The 17,261-nt window shown below is 50.1% G+C and carries 24 protein-coding genes and 3 pseudogenes; all 27 read right to left on the bottom strand.

What is annotated here, in order from left to right; genetic code table 11:
- A partial coding sequence (locus JCM12539_RS11125) for a GH25 family lysozyme (RefSeq protein ID WP_054651518.1) occupies nt 1-726 on the bottom strand: 726 nt, incomplete at its 3' end.
- The gene (locus JCM12539_RS11120; RefSeq protein ID WP_054651516.1) at nt 701-1,345 is read right to left on the bottom strand and encodes a phage tail protein; all 645 of its coding nucleotides are present in this window, start codon (nt 1,343-1,345) and stop codon (nt 701-703) included. The genes JCM12539_RS11125 and JCM12539_RS11120, both read right to left, overlap by 26 nt.
- Nucleotides 1,335-1,502 carry a hypothetical protein gene (locus JCM12539_RS12895; RefSeq protein WP_162204137.1) on the bottom strand — a complete coding sequence of 56 codons (168 nt, stop codon included), beginning with the start codon at nt 1,500-1,502 and terminating at the stop codon, nt 1,335-1,337. The genes JCM12539_RS11120 and JCM12539_RS12895 overlap by 11 nt, the downstream gene beginning before the upstream one ends.
- Nucleotides 1,471-1,809, bottom strand: a complete 339-nt coding sequence (locus JCM12539_RS15340; protein ID WP_054651514.1) for a phage tail protein — start codon at nt 1,807-1,809, stop codon at nt 1,471-1,473. The genes JCM12539_RS12895 and JCM12539_RS15340 overlap by 32 nt, the downstream gene beginning before the upstream one ends.
- Nucleotides 1,810-1,841: 32 nt before the next feature.
- Nucleotides 1,842-2,663, bottom strand: a complete 822-nt coding sequence (locus JCM12539_RS11110; RefSeq protein WP_054651512.1) for a phage tail domain-containing protein — start codon at nt 2,661-2,663, stop codon at nt 1,842-1,844.
- Between the two features lie 17 nt (nt 2,664-2,680).
- Nucleotides 2,681-2,986 (bottom strand): hypothetical protein, encoded by a 306-nt coding sequence (locus JCM12539_RS11105; RefSeq protein WP_054651510.1) that lies wholly within the window; start codon nt 2,984-2,986, stop codon nt 2,681-2,683.
- Nucleotides 2,983-5,430, bottom strand: a complete 2,448-nt coding sequence (locus JCM12539_RS11100; RefSeq protein WP_225350364.1) for a lytic transglycosylase domain-containing protein — start codon at nt 5,428-5,430, stop codon at nt 2,983-2,985. The genes JCM12539_RS11105 and JCM12539_RS11100 overlap by 4 nt, the downstream gene beginning before the upstream one ends.
- Nucleotides 5,431-5,675: 245 nt before the next feature.
- On the bottom strand, nt 5,676-5,933 hold the full coding sequence (locus JCM12539_RS11095; RefSeq protein ID WP_162204139.1) for a hypothetical protein: 258 nt from the start codon (nt 5,931-5,933) through the stop codon (nt 5,676-5,678).
- Complete coding sequence (locus tag JCM12539_RS13305) at nt 5,930-6,175, bottom strand: hypothetical protein (protein WP_156302189.1); 246 nt, start codon at nt 6,173-6,175, stop codon at nt 5,930-5,932. The genes JCM12539_RS11095 and JCM12539_RS13305 overlap by 4 nt, the downstream gene beginning before the upstream one ends.
- Nucleotides 6,156-7,373: a hypothetical protein gene (locus JCM12539_RS11090; protein ID WP_054651504.1), complete on the bottom strand. Its 1,218-nt coding sequence runs from the start codon at nt 7,371-7,373 to the stop codon at nt 6,156-6,158. Before JCM12539_RS11090 ends, JCM12539_RS13305 begins: the two co-directional genes overlap by 20 nt.
- A 23-nt stretch (nt 7,374-7,396) precedes the next feature.
- On the bottom strand, nt 7,397-7,588 hold the full coding sequence (locus tag JCM12539_RS11085) for a hypothetical protein (protein WP_054651502.1): 192 nt from the start codon (nt 7,586-7,588) through the stop codon (nt 7,397-7,399).
- Nucleotides 7,589-7,590: 2 nt separating this feature from the next.
- Nucleotides 7,591-8,013 carry a phage tail tube assembly chaperone gene (locus JCM12539_RS11080; protein ID WP_054651500.1) on the bottom strand — a complete coding sequence of 141 codons (423 nt, stop codon included), beginning with the start codon at nt 8,011-8,013 and terminating at the stop codon, nt 7,591-7,593.
- Between the two features lie 57 nt (nt 8,014-8,070).
- Entirely contained in the window at nt 8,071-8,700 is a 630-nt protein-coding gene (locus JCM12539_RS11075; RefSeq protein WP_263849798.1) for a phage tail protein, read from the bottom strand.
- 61 nt (nt 8,701-8,761) lie between these two features.
- A complete protein-coding gene (locus JCM12539_RS11070) occupies nt 8,762-9,148 on the bottom strand; it encodes a DUF806 family protein (RefSeq protein WP_054651498.1) in 387 nt (128 codons plus the stop codon).
- Complete coding sequence (locus JCM12539_RS11065; protein ID WP_054651496.1) at nt 9,148-9,555, bottom strand: HK97 gp10 family phage protein; 408 nt, start codon at nt 9,553-9,555, stop codon at nt 9,148-9,150. Before JCM12539_RS11065 ends, JCM12539_RS11070 begins: the two co-directional genes overlap by 1 nt.
- Nucleotides 9,555-9,914, bottom strand: coding sequence for a phage head closure protein (locus JCM12539_RS11060; RefSeq protein WP_054651494.1), 360 nt, complete (start codon nt 9,912-9,914; stop codon nt 9,555-9,557). Before JCM12539_RS11060 ends, JCM12539_RS11065 begins: the two co-directional genes overlap by 1 nt.
- Nucleotides 9,880-10,221 carry a head-tail connector protein gene (locus tag JCM12539_RS11055; protein WP_054651492.1) on the bottom strand — a complete coding sequence of 114 codons (342 nt, stop codon included), beginning with the start codon at nt 10,219-10,221 and terminating at the stop codon, nt 9,880-9,882. The genes JCM12539_RS11060 and JCM12539_RS11055 overlap by 35 nt, the downstream gene beginning before the upstream one ends.
- A gap of 13 nt (nt 10,222-10,234) precedes the next feature.
- A pseudogene (locus JCM12539_RS11050) lies at nt 10,235-10,486 on the bottom strand (Ig-like domain-containing protein); the annotation flags it as partial.
- A gap of 29 nt (nt 10,487-10,515) precedes the next feature.
- Nucleotides 10,516-11,649 (bottom strand): annotated as a pseudogene (locus JCM12539_RS11045) (phage major capsid protein).
- A complete protein-coding gene (locus tag JCM12539_RS11040) occupies nt 11,649-12,089 on the bottom strand; it encodes a Clp protease ClpP (protein ID WP_263849799.1) in 441 nt (146 codons plus the stop codon). The pseudogene JCM12539_RS11045 and the gene JCM12539_RS11040 overlap by 1 nt, the downstream one beginning before the upstream one ends.
- A complete protein-coding gene (locus JCM12539_RS14325) occupies nt 12,041-12,343 on the bottom strand; it encodes a Clp protease/crotonase-like domain-containing protein (RefSeq protein ID WP_225350362.1) in 303 nt (100 codons plus the stop codon). The genes JCM12539_RS11040 and JCM12539_RS14325 overlap by 49 nt, the downstream gene beginning before the upstream one ends.
- Nucleotides 12,344-12,348: 5 nt before the next feature.
- Nucleotides 12,349-13,488 (bottom strand): phage portal protein, encoded by a 1,140-nt coding sequence (locus JCM12539_RS11035; protein ID WP_225350361.1) that lies wholly within the window; start codon nt 13,486-13,488, stop codon nt 12,349-12,351.
- Between the two features lie 176 nt (nt 13,489-13,664).
- Nucleotides 13,665-15,553: pseudogene (locus JCM12539_RS11030) on the bottom strand (terminase TerL endonuclease subunit).
- Nucleotides 15,540-15,953: a phage terminase small subunit P27 family gene (locus JCM12539_RS11025; RefSeq protein WP_054651490.1), complete on the bottom strand. Its 414-nt coding sequence runs from the start codon at nt 15,951-15,953 to the stop codon at nt 15,540-15,542. The pseudogene JCM12539_RS11030 and the gene JCM12539_RS11025 overlap by 14 nt, the downstream one beginning before the upstream one ends.
- A gap of 260 nt (nt 15,954-16,213) precedes the next feature.
- Nucleotides 16,214-16,609 (bottom strand): HNH endonuclease, encoded by a 396-nt coding sequence (locus JCM12539_RS15615; RefSeq protein WP_082405507.1) that lies wholly within the window; start codon nt 16,607-16,609, stop codon nt 16,214-16,216.
- Nucleotides 16,569-16,799, bottom strand: a complete 231-nt coding sequence (locus JCM12539_RS15335) for an NUMOD4 domain-containing protein (RefSeq protein WP_082405506.1) — start codon at nt 16,797-16,799, stop codon at nt 16,569-16,571. The genes JCM12539_RS15615 and JCM12539_RS15335 overlap by 41 nt, the downstream gene beginning before the upstream one ends.
- Complete coding sequence (locus JCM12539_RS11020; RefSeq protein WP_056956086.1) at nt 16,799-17,233, bottom strand: HNH endonuclease; 435 nt, start codon at nt 17,231-17,233, stop codon at nt 16,799-16,801. The genes JCM12539_RS15335 and JCM12539_RS11020 overlap by 1 nt, the downstream gene beginning before the upstream one ends.
- Between the last annotated feature and the right edge of the window lie 28 nt (nt 17,234-17,261).

Here is a 17,261-nt window from a genome sequence, read left to right as displayed (position 1 = left end):
GAAACCGTACGGCGATAGTGCAGTGTAGAAGTCGTTCCCGTTCGTGCTGTAACCGTATGCTTGCCCACCAGCTAACCCGGTCGTATCGACACCCACACCCACGTGCGCGCCCGCAACCGGGTTCGGCGGGTTGTCTGGGTCAGTCTTAACTGCCGTGTAATCTACCGACAGCTTGCCCGACCGGTCATAGTCCTTGTCGATATCCTTGCTGTATCCGGACACGCCGCCAGTACTGCTGTACTGCCAGATGTCGTAGTTAGCCGGCTCGTAGCTGTACGCCGCAATCCATCGGTACACACCGTCCGTAACTAACTCGTTGTCGTCAAACTTCGCCCGGTACGGACTGTCGGAGGTGTATATCCCTGTCTTCCAGCCCGCAGCCAGCCACACCGTGCGGAAGTCGTAAAACTGCTGTTGCCAGTCGCCACCGATGTCGCCTTCCATATCCAGAAACATGTATGCTCCGGACTCGAGGCCCATCGCCTGTGCGTTGCTAGTGCTGTACTCGACTTCGCCAGCGGTACCCTCGTAAAAGTGGTACCCATGCCAGATAATGCCGTATTTCTCGGCCGACGCGATGTGCGCCGCGGCTTCTTCTTCTTGCGAGTGGCCGTGGGATAGCTGGATGATGACGGAGGTTACACCACCCGCTTTGAGTGCCGCCCAGTCGATATCGCTGTCAGCTTGCCACTTTGCTATATCAACTGTTGTTAAGCTTGCTGCCAAACTCTGTCACCTCCTCACCAGTCCAATCGGCTATCGACGTACCCGCAACGGAGCGTATCTTGACCGACAGATTGTTGATTTCTGCTTGGATGCTATTGTTAAGCTGTGCCTTACGCGCCGCCTGATAGTCCAGGATGTTCTGCGTGGTGTTATTGAGTGTTATGGCTGTCTGTGTCGCTTTAGCCCACGGGTACCAAGTAAAAGCGACCACCTCGACCGTGGTCGTGTAGTCGTTATCCTTGATATGCAGTCGCCGCATCTCACCAGCGGTTGGTTGGCTATTATCGTCCAACGTCACGTCAATCGATAACGCCGGTTCTGGACTCATTTGTGTGAGTGCGTATGCGTCCATCGCACTGGCTGACGTAAACCGGTCATATTCCAAGGGGTCGCCAGGCCACAGACCCCATTTAGCAACCGAATCGTTGTCGGTCACCAGATGCGGCTGAAAGTAGTACTCTGTCGTGTCACTATCCCCGGTGTCTTTGCTGGCACCTGTGACTTGCAGCTGATTGACCATCTCCGTCGCGTCCGAGGTCAACTGCACCTCAATTGTGTTGTGGAGGTAATCAATACGGCCGCCCAAGTCTTTTTGCCAGGCGGCCGCACTATATACCACTATTTTTTTTGTTGTCCGGATAGATGACTGCCTCCGGCCACGTCTCCACAATCTTGCTCAGCATGTCTGACCCGCTGCCATTGCCTAGGTCGGTAATCTGCTGGTTGTCAAACGTACCTTGCACGTCATACGTATAGCCCAGCGAATTTCCGTCCAAATAGTACGCTAGGACGTCCTTGCTGATACGTCATCGTGCCGGTACGGGTGTTGTACTGGCGAACACGAGACACCTGCGTGTATATGTGAGTTGCCGTCACTTGTACGCTCGCCAAGCCTTGGCTAAAGTCAGGCACCACCTGGGAGATGACGTATTGCTGACCGGCAAAGTACACGGACGACAGTGTGTCGAGCATACTGTACGCAACTGAACCGTCCGCAATTGCTGTAAATTCCAGCTGCCAGGTGCTGTTTTTTTTGCCACTGAATGTTAAAGGTGTCCGGTTTGACGCTTGCCAGGGGCTCACGGTAGGCACTGCCAAGCCCTTGGACGGTTAGTTTATCCAAGATAAATAAATGGAAAGCTGAAAGTGCAATCAATCGCGGTTGTGCCTGTGGCCGTGATTGTGTTCCAACCGGGATCCAGGGTGATTGTCCCGTAGTCCGTATTTGCACTTGCTGGCTTGCCATTTAAAGTTGTCGCGATGCCATCAAGGATGATGGTGTCCGCTTGTGTCGCCGCCTTAGTGTACGTCCACGCTGAATTGTTGGTAGTGTTCGTAAGCTTGCAGCTGTTACCCGCGAATTTCGTCGTGATTTTTAAGTCATGACGCTGTTCGTAGGGGTCGATTACAATGTCACTCGCATTAAACACGCGCATGGTTGTGGACGTAAAGTGATACTCTGGGTCAGCGTCTAGCGGGCGATTCATGCCAAACTCTTCGATGGTCATAATATCTGAATTATTGACGCTGTACCGATACCCGCTGGGGTTATCAAACGGGATAGTAAACGTCGCGTCGTGCGAACCGTCCGCAATCAGTGCCAACTCAAACGCGGTAGGTAGTACATACTCACACACGTATGGTTCCGTGTCTGTTCGCAGACGGTGTATTTCGCGACCTCCAAACAGCTTGTAAATTTCGTGCTTAGCGAGTAAATAGTCCTCCCACGTCCCAAAATGCAGCCAAAACTTCGCGTTGACTGTATTTTTATCGTAGGTCATTGAAACCACTGACTGCCCATCAACCGCAGTGTCCTGGTCATACGTGTTCGTTACGGCCGGACTGGCAGTCGATAGATCCAGTAGCTGTAAACCTTCAATGACTTCTGATACGGCCACCTCATCGCTGCTGTTTGTTTTGACGTAAAGCTCACTCAATTTACATTCCCCCTAAATTAAAACGCCTGCATATCATGCAAGCGCTGGTCTTTAGCCATCTTTTTGTACATCGTCGGCATATCCATACCGCTATTCTGGATGGCCGTTATTTGGTCGGCTGACAAGCCCAGGAGCTGGGCAAACATTGCCAGCAGCCGGTCAAACTTTGCGTTCATCTCGGCCAGCACGTCGGAATTATCAGTACCCACCGTAGCCGCGCCGCCGTTAATTTGGTTGACGGCCTTGGTCAATAGCTGCCACGAGCGACTAGCCTTTGATGGGCTCATCGGCATGATGAGCTCTGGGCCGGCTTCCCCAGTCAAACGGTACTGTGCACCGTTGACGATACCACCATTGGCATAGCTTCGGGCCCACTTACACGCGTAAAGGCACTAGCACCACGGCCATACTTGGCGGCCATGTAAGCAATACCGGCTAGTAAGTCGTCATACCCGTTGTAAATATCGTTGTGGCCCTTAAATTTATACGCCTCAAAGGTTGGTTTGATGGTCTGCACTAGCCCCATCGACGGGATACCCTTCTTGGCGTTGCTGTCCCACAAGTTGATAGCCTTAGGGTTACCATTGGACTCACGCTGAATAACACGCATCCAAGCGGCCACCTGTGAAGCCGTCGCTTCAAAATGGTTAGCCTTGAGGGCCTTGATGACGTATGGCTTCCAGCGCGCGGCTCCAGAGCCACTAGGATTTTTGAGATCGCTATTGTCGACCGCATCCTTAAGCTTGGTAAATGCCTTGGCTACCCAGTCAATGGTCTTGTCACGCATACCACCGGAAGCGCTCTGTGCAAGCGTGCCGACTTTTGGAACAGACTTAACGTCGAAAATCTTGGCCGCTAAGTTTTTGAGTGTGTCGACTGGGTGGGTAATCGCATCAAACATCGACACGGCCGTATCACTGATTTTGTCCATGATATTAGACGCACCGGACTTGATTTTATTAATAAAATCATCCAGCCCTGAAGTGCCGCTGGCATAGCCCGGTAGAATGCCGCCATACGTGCCAGCCATCAACCGTGCAGTGTCCTTAGCATTCAGGATGTACTCACCACTCCGGACGTCCGCAAATTGGGCACCGTGTGCGCCTAGGACGTCCACAGTCTTGCTATACGGTGAGTATCGGAGCTCGGGCCCTGCCTCACCGACAAGTGCCTTAGACGTTGCCCCGACAGAGCCACCAGAAGCATATCCGTAAGCTGGCCCGCCAATTTGACTATAGTTGTAAGATCCTTTAGACGTCTTAACCTCGTCGCCACCGACAGCTTTATTAAACTTATTCCACCAATCCATCAGGCCGCCAAAAATGTTGCCAGTGCCACGTGCTTGCTTAGAACTGGCGTCCATTGAACTGTTGGCTTGCTTGATGGCATGATTAACAACTGATTTTGACTGTTGTGCCGCATAGTCGTTTGAGCCAACTTGCTGCTGTCTTGCTTGTTCAACAACAGCTTTTTGCTGTTTGGTGATAGCATCCTTAACTGATTGATATTGGTTGTACGCGTGTTTAGTGACCTTTTTGTACTGGTCATCAGCGGCACTGTTGGTATCATCACGTTGCTTTTGAGCCTTTTTTACAGCATCATCGTATTGGCTTTTGGTGATTGACTTTGAATCTCTATATTCATGTTCGGCAATTGCTTTACTTGACTTGTACCGGTCGTTAGCAGCCTTTTTGATGTCATCACGTGCGTCACGTGCCGGTTTGACTGCGGCGTTGTATTCATTCTTGGCGTTCTTGGCAGTGTTAGACAATTGCTCATTGCTTAGTTTGCCTTTTTCCTTGGTGAGCTTTTCTAGCAGTTTAGTCTGCTGACTAGCACCTGCACGCACTGTGGATGTGATTTTACTGTTGTTCTGTATCTGCGCCTTGACGCTGCTATTTGCGTAAGACTTGTACGCCGCCAGAAGCTCTTTGTTCTTCTCCTTCTCGTACTGTTCGGAATTCTTGCCGTATTTTTGGGCAATGGACTGGAGCTTTTTGGTGCCACCATTGGCGATTGTTTGCGCTTTGATGTAGTATGCCGACGCGTCTTTTTGCATTGCCGCATAGGTGGCCTTTTTGGACTTAGCTTCCGCCGCGTCAGCCGCTTTCTGCTTCTTAAGTGACTTATCAGCTTGAGCTTGCGTCATCTGACCGTTATTAACCAATTTTTGCAGGTCTTTGGCAGATGCCGCTTCCTTATTTTTATAGTAGGAATCAACCGACTTCTGCATCTTGGCATACGTGCTGTTAACTGATGCCGCTGACTTAGCCAATGTCTTGGGGTCAGTTGACATCGACACAACTAGCTTCTTGCTTAGTGCTTTAGACGCCTTAGTAAAGCTATTGCCAAGAGCTTTATCATCCACATCAATCTTGGGCGATGGGACTTTGAGCCCAGCCGTCGCGTCGTGGTAAGACTTGGCGATGGCCTTAGCCCAGCTCTGGGCCGTCTTGGTACTACCTAGGACATCACCAATAGCAAAACCAATTCCGGCCCCAGCCGCAGTACCAGCTCCGGGAATTATACTACCGAGAGTTGCACCAATACCGGCACCAATTGTTGCACCAGTTGACTTCGAAGCAGCGCTAATTTTGTTCCTATTCGTTGGGTTAACAAGAGATTTTACGATCGATCCACCAACGTCGATGACGGCACCAACACCCGCAATTGCCCCGGCCGTGTTGCCGACACCCTTTGCTAATACCATTCCGCGACTGGTTGAAGCGGCCGCTGCCCCAACCTCTGTTGTCGCACCGGTCGTCACTGTTGGTACGCTTACCTCTGATTTGCTTAGTGTGCTGAAATTACCGGCAATCTTACTAAACAACTCGCTGTTAGCTAAATCGTGAAGCTTTGAGTACACTCCGCCAAGCGCTGTAGCAAATCCCCATGCTTTTTTTAGCCATCCACAGACCGGCGATAATCTTAACGGTGTTCTGAATGCCTTCTTTGTTTTTGACAATTTGGTCAAGTACAGAGTGAACAGCACCAAGCGGATTCTTTAGTGCATCAGCATTTTTTTGCTGATATACCGAAAAACTGGCCCACATGTTGGATGACTGTGGCAAAAATGCTCCAAACCTCACCACCGGCGATTTTAGCAATAGTGACTAGATCCTTTGCACTACCGGTGACATCGGCGCGATGTTCAGCCAGGTATGTCAATACATCTTTTGTGTGTTCAGCGATAGATTTGAGTGCATTACCTAAGTCGGTTGCTGACTGTTGGACGATGGAACTGCTCATGAGACTAGCTAACTGACTCATACCGGAGTTGTTAACGTCCAGTAGTGGCGCGGCCATCTTCTTCTTGAGCTGGTCCCATCCGGCAGACATCTGGCTTTAGCCCCCTCAGCCGTCTTACCAAATTCCTTGTATACGCCATCAGTATTTTGCCCAGCCTTGGCAATCAGTTCCAAGAACTTATCACTGCTAATTTTGCCGTTAGCAACCATGTCACTAAAGGCTTTTTGGCTCACACCAGCAGCACTAGCTAGTGACGCACCCAAAGCGGGAGCTGTTTTTTTCCATTCGAGCGAGTGTGGAGCTCGTTAATTCTCCTGAAGCGACTGCTCGGGTCATGGACTTGGTCAGTCCAAGTACTTGGTCGCCAGACAGCCGACTAGCAGTGCCAATACCAGCAATACCGGCAGTAATAGCTTCTGTTTGGTCGGTATTGCCTTTGGTCATGGTATCGATAGTCTTTTGCATCTGGCCTAAATTGGAGATGGTAATACCAGACTTAGTGTTTAACTCGGCCACTTGACTGCCAAGCGACTTTACGTCATCTTCAGACTTGCCCATCGCTGACCACGCGGCGGCTGATTTTTCGCCGGCTTCGGCCAGTTCCAAACCACTTGTGATAGTTTCTTTTACGCCATTACTAAAACTAGTCCAAGCACTTGAGACTGCGTTAGTGATTAGTCCGGCACCAACAAACTTCTTCATCAGGCCGGAACCTTTTTCGGTCTGGTCATTGACGCCAACAATCTTTTCACGCAATGTCGAAAAGATGCTAGGGTTAGTTTTGCTCATCTCGGACTGTAAATCTGTCATTTCAGTCTTTGACTTAGCTAGCGCCGTGGCCGTTTCGTTGACGCGAACCTTTTGCTTGGCATACGCGTCACTGGTTGCACCAGACTCAGCTGCTATGCGCTTGAGTTCGGCTTCTTGCTTTGCGTACTGCTCGGACAGATTGACCAGGCCAGATTTTAGTCCGGATAGTTTGGCCTTCTGCGCGTCCTCTTGGCGACCTTCGGCTTCTAGTCGGGCGACGTAACTTTTGGACACTTCTTGTGTCTGTTTGTAGCCTTTTTGCAGGTCTGCCAACCCGGTAGCATAATAATCCATGCTGTCTTTAGCCCGACGCTGTTGTGCTTCGTAGCTAGCAAGTTGGTTGGTGGCCTGCGAGATTTCCTTTTCCAGCTTGGCATAGGCAACCGTGCCTTTGTCGGACGACGTGTCGACTTCATCTTGTTGACGCTTGAGTTCAGCCAACTTAGCCTTTTGAGCGGTGATGGTGTCACCTAAGCCTTCAAACTTGGCCTTGGCTGCGCCTAAATTGTCGCCAACAGATTTTAGTTGGGTGGCGTGTGCCTTCCATTCATTATTGACGGCAGATACGGCGGCCTTCAGACCAGCCATACTGTGGATGGCGGATAGGGTGTCAACTGACACCTTGGTCGCCATTTCATTTTCAACCTTCAATTTTTTTTAACCTCCTTCCCGCATTATTTATCGCGACGATGGAATTCGGCCGCACTGATTGGCCGGTCGTCGCGAGAACGGGCCGACAGCAATTCGGTTAGCTCGTTAAACTCCTCGTCCTCTACTTGTGAGGGAGCGAGACCGTTAAATAGCAGCTGTTGCAGTAAGTAATTGATGTCCTCCTGGTCATTTTTATAAGCCAGAAGCATCCGCATTTTTACTGCTCGTCTTTTTTTGGGTCCATATCCTCAGCAGCTTTTTGCTCGGCCTCAAACTGTTCTTCCGGCTTACCATTGATGCGGTCAATGACGTACTGGGCGTATTGAGCGGCTTCCACATCGTCGATAGTATCTTCGACCGTTTCGCGTTGCCGCTTGGTCAGTTTTAATATATTCGTGATAAAATCAATCGTGTCATCGAGTGCCTTTTCGTCTTGCTGGCGTTGGGCAATGACCGCCTTAGTTACTTCTTCAGCAGATGATTCATCGGTTAGCTTGCTAATTGGCCCGTGGCCGTTTGAGCCCAAGTCCCACCTGAGCATCTCAATCATCATGGCGTTGGCTTCACGCCGGCGCTTGATGGTGACTTTAATGTCGACAGGCTTCTTAAGCCCAATCGCTTCTGTTTTTAGCGTAATCAAATGTGTACCTCCTAATTATTTACTCGTCTCATTTTTCTCGTCTCTGTCTAATTATTATTATCCCTGACTAGCTGCGGAGCTTGCCGCACTTGGAGCAGCGGAACTAGTTGGAGTTGTGACTGCTGGGTTCAGCTTGTAGCCACCAAACACTTCTGCATACATTGCCGCTTCGTCAAAGCCTGCATCGGCGCTGTAATACTGCTTGTAGCTACGCTGCACACCCTTGTCATCCATGAAAATACCATCGCGCAGTGGGTCCAGAACGTCGTACTCATAGGTGGCGTTGTAGTCCACTTCGGAGTTCGTGTTAGTCCCGTGGTTCCGACCGACTTCAATCATTTCCCCATTGGCAAAGCAGTCATAGTCTTTATTGCCGTCGAAATCGAGAGAGCAAATCATGATAGCAACGTGTGGCTTGGTTTTGGTGGACAGCACATAGCCACCTTTGCCATCAGAAACGTAGCCCTTCATCTTCTGAGACCACTGATATGCCATATCCAACATGGTCAGTGCCACACTAGGTGTCTGAGAACCATGTGCCATGCGCTTAACCTTGTTGTTGGCGTACTGCGCAGTCCCCTTTTCTTCCAAACCGGTGATATTGGCGGTGGTAGCACCTTCGGCGTCACCATCAACCAGCAAAACACCATCTTCACCCAAGCCCAGCTTGCTATCAGAGATGAGCATGCCGGCTTCGTCGTCAAGGCAAACTTGACCCAACTGATACCACTAAAACTAGATCCAGCCATTATTTGGCCTCCTTTAAATTGATAATCTTGTCAAAATAAAAGACCTTGGAGACTTGATTAGTCCCAGGGTCTGTTGTGTGTGGCTTGGACTGGTCAACCGACCAGCCGTCCGCCTTAAAAAGCTTTGCTAGCGCAATCTCGGCATCTTGAATGCTAAAATCGACGCTAGCTTTGTAGTACACCTGTACTTCCACACCAATAGACCAGCGCTTAAACGTGGCATTGGCGTCGCCTGCGGGTTCACTCACGTATTCCGTGATAGCCGCGGTGGTACTGGTGGTGTCAGTAACTTGTTCCTTGGGAATTGCCCCACGGTAAACCTCATCTAGCCAGGTAAAACCCGCTGATTTGACCAGCCGCTCGGCAATGACTACTGGCATATCCATCAGTCATCGCCTCCCGTAATCTTTTGATATTCAGCTTGCTCGGCTTTAAAAACGTCCGGTTCAGCTTGTTTCAACGCCAGACTGTGGAAGTGGTCACCAGGATGCCCTTTCCAACCATCGTTAAGCAGACGGGCGATACGTGCATGGTTAATACCGCTAGCTTCTGCTGTTTCATAACCTACCTTTTGGTCGGTTTCATCCAAAGATTCGGCGTCCACACTATCAGCTAGGTGCTTTACCTTGCTGGTATCGCGGCCTTGCTGGTAGTGCTTTTCCCGGGTAGCCGTCTTGAGGCGATCGACCAGAACATCGGCACCGGCTTTAGTCATCTCACGCTTTTGGGCGTCATTTGGAATAGTCTTGCCGACTTGCTTAACAAAACTGTCGAGCTGTTCGTCTAGATTCATCACCGTTTGACCCCTTTCTGCTGTTTGAGTGTAATCAAGTCGTACCCGACTGGTAGACCGGCTGCATCACGCGAGATGGTTACGATGTCGTACTGAGACGTGCTGCCAGGGAAAACAGCAGTCAGGCTCTTGTCAGTCACCATGCCGCGGCGTACGACGATAACCGTTGTGTCTTCCAGTTCCGTGCCCAGCAAAGCATACTGCTGGGTTTGTGTGCGCTGGTACGTTGCATACCGGAGCGTGAGCTGGGTGACAAACTGCTGGTCATAGCCACCAGAGTAGTCATTGGCAACCGATTTAACAGTGCCAAAATAAATCTTATGGTTAAACCGATTGACTGCTACTTGCGTCGTAATCACCTCGAATCTTGAAGCGAAAGCTGTTTACCATCATCAAGAAACTAGGAGGATAGGCCGTTTTCTGGTCGCTTAACGTACCACGTGAGTAGTACATGAAGTCAACCAGCACACGTACGGCCTGCTTAAATTCCGGATATCGCTGATAAAAGCTAACTGGAATAGTTCGGTCAGCCGCGTCGACCGTGACCGCAATTGCCATCTCAATCAGACTCTTGAGTGTGTCTTCGTCCACACCCGTATCAAGATTAAGATAGTCTTGCATGTCAGTAATCTGGTCGTTAGTGACAGTTACATCATTAGCTGCCATATGCGGTCACCTCCTAAGATGCGGCCACGACAGTAACCTTGACGGATGCCGTAAAGCTACCGCTCGTTGCCGTGATAGTAGCAGTACCTTCGGCAACAGCGGTAATCGTGCCATCAGCTGCTACCTTAGCGATAGCAGTATTGTCACTAGCGTACGTGATGGCCGCGTTGACTGTCGCCGCATCGTCAGCGTCGGCTGGGTCGGCGGTGGCAGTTACTTGCTTAGTATCGCCGACTTTCATCGAAGCGGTGGCCTGGCTCATCTTGAGTCCGGTCGTTGGCTTCGGCGTCGGCGTTACGCTTTTGGGACCGTCACAAAGTAACCAGCGTTCGTGTCGGCAGCCTTAACGCCAAAGCGGAATGCAGCACCCAGGTACTGGCCGTAGATGTTGTTCTCCATCCATGCGAGCGTGGTTTGCTGGCGGTCAGCAAACAGCACAGCCCGCTTGAGGTCACCGATGAACGCCTTCTGGTCGCCATCAGCAGTGCCCAAAACAGTGTCACCAACAACATATACCGGTACACCCAAAACAGTACTTTGCGGTGCCATCGGTAATGGAGTCGGTCGCGGTGTGCAGCAGGTAGCGGCCTTCCTTGTCCTTCAAGGTGTCCAGCACGTTGAAGAAGCTCTGGGTCACAACCATTGCACGTGCGTAAGCTGGGTCGAGGTCGACGTTTAAGATATGCTTGATGTCGTCCACAATCGTATCAACAGTCGTTGACTTGGCCGTAAAGCCCTGCAAAACTGGCGCAATCAAAGCATTGTACGTGTTAACCGTCTTTTCGCGAATACTGTTACCTACCAATGCAGTCAGGTCAACCGCAGAGTCGGCAATAGATTCTTCGGACAGCGGAATTGCACCACGGTACGTGTCGACAGACCAGTCAACCTGCTTGAAGTTTGGTGCGGCCAGCGCTGGGTTTTCGGCCAGTTCAGCAACGGAGTTAAACCGATCGGTGGCACGCATCAAAATTGGGTAAGTACCTTGGGCGTGGTGACAGCAGTCTTGGTGACCAGAGTAGACAGGTCAACAACACTGTTAACCTCAGCTTCAGGGTTGTAGATGATTTCTTCCGGAATCAGCACGCCGGCTTCGGTTGAAGTTACCTGCTGGGCCGCATCGTCAACCACTTTGCCACGTGAGTGCAGGTAATCGTTGATAGCTTTCTTGATATCAGGCTTGTCATTCTTCTTCGGGGTAATGTCAGTGCCCTTCTTATTGCCATTGTCGGCTGGTTCAGCGGGCTTAATGGCCTTGATTTGCTCGTTCAGTTCGTCCCGGCGTACCTTGGCAGCGTTCAGTTCGTCCTTAATCTTCTTCACGTCTTCAGGCGTGGCAGTGTCGTCCAGCAACTTTGCGTTAAGCTGGGAGTTTAAGTCGGCGCAATGTGCGGAGACTTCGTTAAATTTCACTTGTAACTTGTCCATTATTCATCCTCTTTTCCATAAAAAATAGCCAGTTTGCGCTGTAGCAACGCATTCTGACTAGGTTCTGGTGCAGTATTTTGTTTCTGATTGGTAATGAGTGCTTTAATACGCTCGAACTTGTCATGGGCCAACATTGGCCGGGCGGAATTAGTGACCGGAGCCGCATTCGGTTCGTCAAAGGTCATGATTTCGTCCACAAGACCTAAATCTTTGGCCTCTTGCGCTGGTAGCCAGGTTTCCTCGGCCATCAAGTCCAAAAAGTCTTCGACCGGTCGTCCAGACTTAGCCGCGTATGAATTGGCGATGGCTTTGTCAGTCGCGTCCATCATATTGCCGGCTCGTTGCATGGCGTGCTTGTTGCCTTCAGCACCACCTGACGACTCGTGAATCATTAACTGAGCTGTGGGCGAGATTTGCACCACATCCCCAGCCATAGCGATGATTGACGCCGCTGAATAGGCCGCACTGGTAATTTTGGTGGTGACGTTGCCTTGTACGACCGTAAAGCTGTGTAAATTTCGGCCGCGGGGTCAACTTCGCCACCATATGAGTTGATTTCGACGTCGACGTCCGATCCATCGTCTGGCAGGTTGTCGGTCACATCCTTTGGGGACACCACGTCCATGCCTAGCCAGTCGCGATAGATTGGCGCGTCGTCATCGTTGGTAATCATGCCGCTAATTTTGATTGTCATTGTTATCACCTCCCTTCACTGGTTCGTATGCTGGCAATCCTGACGGCAAAAAAACCGGAGCGAGTGAGCATGTACTGCCCCTGTTCCGGTGTGATGGTACCCGATTGCACTAGTGTGTTTACCTGGTTGATAAGCGTAGAATCGTCAACGTCCAACATATCCTTGATATCCAGCTCCAAATCCGGCGCATGCATCTTTTGCCGCAGTTCATCCACAATTGGATTGACGTACGTGTTGAGATTTGCTAGATAGGTTGCTTTAATCATGTCGATGTTGCTGTGTTGACTCTCCGTGGACGTCCCACCGCCTAAAATGTCGGACGGCACCCCAAAAGCCTTACTGATTTGGTCGGCCGAATATGCGGAGTTGGCAGCCAGTGCCTTGAAGACGTCGGTCTTCATCTCAATCTGGTCATAGCTAAAGCCATCAGGCAAAACCATCAGTCGGCCAGAGTTTTCGCCGCTGTTGGCCTTCTCAAACTCGTCACGAGCGGCTTCTAGGTCCTCGCCATGAGCCAGATAGTGGTCAATCGTGAGCTTGCCGGCTGGGTTAATCTGTTTGTCCATCACGTCCATGTTGTTTTTGGTCGCTTCGTTGTCGAGTTTGATGGAGTCTTGCAGTGATTCTAGTGGCGACCGACCAATCAAATAGCGGTACCGTGCGTCCGGCATGAGCCGAAAATGGAGCATTTGGTCTTGCCGCAGCGTCATTGCCGGCCGGTCGTTGCTCTCCATAACCTGGTAGATGATGCCTGTATTGCCCTCCAGATAGTCAATTTGGACATCTGAGTCCGGTACGTGCTCCAAATTGCCGGGTACTAGGGGAATATAGGCGTTACCGGTCATACAAAGCTGTAAAACGACTGATTGCCAAAAAGAAAAGCGCCCGATAATCGTGCTGGGTTCTTCCAGTCGACCACGAGACGCTAGATTTTCGGTTTTAAAGTGAGCTGACGCGACGTCAGACGCAATACGGTTGACCACGCTGTAGATGTTGGTGTTTTTGAGTGCCAACTCGGCCGACACGTACGAAATCGGCTTGCCAGCAATCAGTGACTGTAAAGCATTACCGAAATTGCTGTTCGACGGGTAAACATAGTCCTTAACCTTGTGCCGCGCGTAATTGTGCGGCGTTAAAAGTCCCATTTAATCACCCCCTTTCCCGCTCAATCAGGACGCGGCGGCGATGAACTCAATGCCTGTGAAGGCAACACCGACAATGGTATTTAACATAAATGCGCCCAAAGACAGTAAAATTAGCCCACAGACGCATAAGATGACGCTAATCCAGTTACTTAGAAACGCTAACGCTTTCGTCCACATCACTTGCCACCTCCAAACATTGCTTTAAAGTAATTACGCTTTTCGTCCGAAGTCATGTCGGACATCGGGTTGTAATCATCCCCGTGAAAATTCTCGAAATAGTCTTGGGCCAGATAGTGCGCGTTAATAATTGCGTCGGCCGTGTCAATGTGGTCACTCGTGCGGTTTTGACGGTCAATCTTGACCGCGCCACCCTTGTCCTCAACCACCACAGCATTATTAAAGCCGTCCACCAGTAATGGATCGTCCGGAATCGTGACGTTGCCGTTAACAAAGAGGTTTTGGAAGTCCTTGGTTGGCACAGACAGATAAAATGACGTCGGCCGAAGCTCAACCGGCTTAGGCCAGTCTGGCTGATAGTTTTCAATCATCTTGACGAACCATGAAGCTAGGTTTGGATCAGCCGCAATGCCACGTACGCGTAGCCGATTCTCATGGACATACTGCACGAGCCACTGATAAACCTGCTGTTTGTTAATAACCCCGCTGGCGAGGTTGGTCACACTGACCAAGCCTTGGTCTTCCAGCTCGGCATAGTCGAGACCGTCTTGCTTGGACTTAGCGGCTAATGTTTTTGCCTGGGCAAACGGAATAAAGCTGTGTTGTTCGACCCGGTACATGTGCGTCTTTCCGTCTAGATATGGGTACTCAAACCCAATAGATGTGTTGTCATTGCTCTGACTAGCGTCAAACCCGATAAACACTTCTCGGCCGTGGACGTCAAAATCAGCTTTCTGGGCTTTTTGAATCACGTCGAGAGAGAGATAGCTATTCTGGAACCGTCGCGACCACAGGTTGAGCGTCTTATTGACGAACGTCGCTAACGTGCCTTCACGTTCGTTGTCCGCAAAGTCCTGCTTTAGTGACGTCAGCTGTTTTTCGTACGCCGACTTACTCATTTCCAGTAAATTCGGGTTGCTCTTGCCCCAAGTCTCGGGCGCGAAGGCTTCTTCCTCACTGTCCTGGGCGTAAATCACCTGGAAGACGTTGTCGGACGACCGCAAATAGTCCTTCTCAATTTCGGCCCGCATCGATCTTCGTCAGACTTAAATTTGACCTTAATGTCCGGATAAGCGGTCGAGATTTTGACAAACATACGGTTATCAATATTATTCTGTCCGGACGTGATTTGCTTTAACGTTTCATTTTTGGCTGGACGTAAATTACCAATTTCGTCATAAATTGCTAGTAGGTTATGGAAACTATCGAACCCGCCACCCTCGCTGGTGCCCTTGCGAATAGTGTTTTTGGTATTCTTGGCGATAACCTGGGTGGTTTGTGCGTCCACACCTCTCTTAATGGCATCTTCTCGAAATTCGTCTAGCTGCATAATTTGCTTGGCTTGCAGGCTCACATCGTTAAACAGCTTCGTGGAATGGTCGCTATCGTAGCTGGCCACCAGAAAGTCCTGTGATGATGCGTTCCAGCCAACGACGAAGTAGTAAAAATTCATCAGCATTGACGCGATCCACGTCTTGCCTTGAGCACGTGCAACACTGATATTCGACGTGGTAAAGCGCGTGCCGTTCCCCTTACGCCAACCAATCAGGCTGTCCAGGATAAACGACTGCCAGCGCATTGGCTTGATGTTGACCTTAATGTTGTCCGGGTTCGGCAGCAGACCGACAAAATACTCAATAGCGTCTACCATCGGCACTTCGTACGTGTATGGAAAATCATCATCGCCAATGCGAAGCAGGTCGTTTAGGTGGCGAATACACGCTAGCTGCACGTCACGGCCGGCGAGATACCGGTCAGTAAACATTACGTCATACGCGTACCGTGTGCCTGGGTCACCATACTGTGCAGGCAGTCCAGCATAATCGGCCTCGTACGGCGCCATATACGCCCGAATATCGGTGACACCGGTATAGTCATACTTCCGCACCGAACTTCACCCCCTGCAATGGTGTCTTCTTCTCCTGCTTAGGTTCACCCACAGAGAGAGTGCGCATGCCTGCGTCAAACGACAGCCCTAATTCGTGTCCTAGCTCCCGCAAGCCCTTCACACAGGCATCTAACTGAGTAGCACCTGGTGACCGCTTAACGGCCTCATGGTCTTTGTTGTACAGCCACAGTCCCTGTTTGCGGATAAGCTCCTCTGATGCCAGATACATGCTGTAGTACTTGCAATACAGCTCCAAATTCGCTTGGTCCACCTTTTTGAGGTAGCCCATCTTGCGAATTTCGGGAATTAGATTCGTCCACAGGTGGCTGGCGGCTTGGTCAAGATGCTTCGGCGGTGTGACCTGAATTTCTGCCAGGTCATCGGTCGTATCTGCGGGCATTTCGCCCTCTTTTTTTTACTATTTTTAAGTCCGTACTCAATATGGCTACCTCCTATTCTGGCGGGCCCCCAGGGCCCAAAAGTGAACTTTTTAAAAAAAATGCGTTTGCGACAAAAGGACAGTTGCTGTGTGAGCTTCCCTCCTCGAACATAGGGGCGGGGGTTATTTTTCTTTAGACAAAACTCACTCACGACAACGTTTTTCATTCCATTTATTCGCCACGTCCAGGTTATCTATTAACGATTTCGATAAGTAAACACTTATGCAAAACTAAAATTATATCCGCCAGCCGACTTTCTTATATTATTGCAGCATCGACTGATGTTACTGCTTGTAATGTCTAACGCTTTCGCGGCACATCTAACTGACTCAAATGCTGTCGACTTACCCTCGGCGTTAGTTGCAATTACTTGTTTGCGTGCCTTGGCATGTGCTACTTTGCTAGCTTTACTAAGGTTAACAAGTGTAGCCTTCTGCCATCTAGGATTGTTCGAACGCCGTTGCAGTCCAGTACCATAGTTCACATTGTATTCTGTGTTGCACCACTCTAGATTGGTTACATTATTGTTGCTAGGGCATTCGTCCTTGTGATTGACCACGGGTAGATCTAATGGGTTAGGAATAAATGTCAGTGCAACTAAGCGATGTATTTGCATATATCTTGAACGATTGCCAACAGACAAGGAAACTCGTGCATATCCTTTTTTTGTTGTAGTGTGGTTTTAACACGACGGAGCGTAAGTGGTGTCCGTTAGTATCAAATCTGTCTACACTTCGTACACGCCCTAGATTGCTAACTTCATAAATGCCTTCGTATTGTTTGATTGGTTTCCACTCTTCAATCATTACATCCTCCGTTTGTGTTCAAGCACCCACTTCTTGCATTCGTTAGCACCCCAGCGCTTGGCAGTGTCAAGATTCTCGATTAATGATTCTGACTGATATACTTTGTTTTCCAATTTTGTTTTCCAGTAGTGGTCTTGCTGACAGATACACCAGAGATTGTCGCGGTCGAGTCGCTTACGCTTGTCAACTCGTAACGGCACGATATGGTCAGTGATTAGCTTGCCTGGCTGGTCATAGGTATGACCACAGATGGCACACGTGTTATACGACTCGGCCTTGACTCGTGCTGCCATATGCTCCCACACTTGCGATTGATAGAACGCGTTGGCAACCGGGTCGCGCTTGTAGCGGTTGTAGTACGACTGGTCGCGACGATGGTGCGTGTGTGTGTTCGGCGTACGCGTATATGATGCTGGCAATGTAATCACCTCCATAAAAATAGCCACCAGTTAAGGTGGCTGC

The organism is Lacticaseibacillus pantheris DSM 15945 = JCM 12539 = NBRC 106106 (assembly GCF_001311175.1).
Lineage (GTDB): Bacteria > Bacillota > Bacilli > Lactobacillales > Lactobacillaceae > Lacticaseibacillus > Lacticaseibacillus pantheris.
This window is presented reverse-complemented; position numbering and strand designations above follow the sequence as displayed.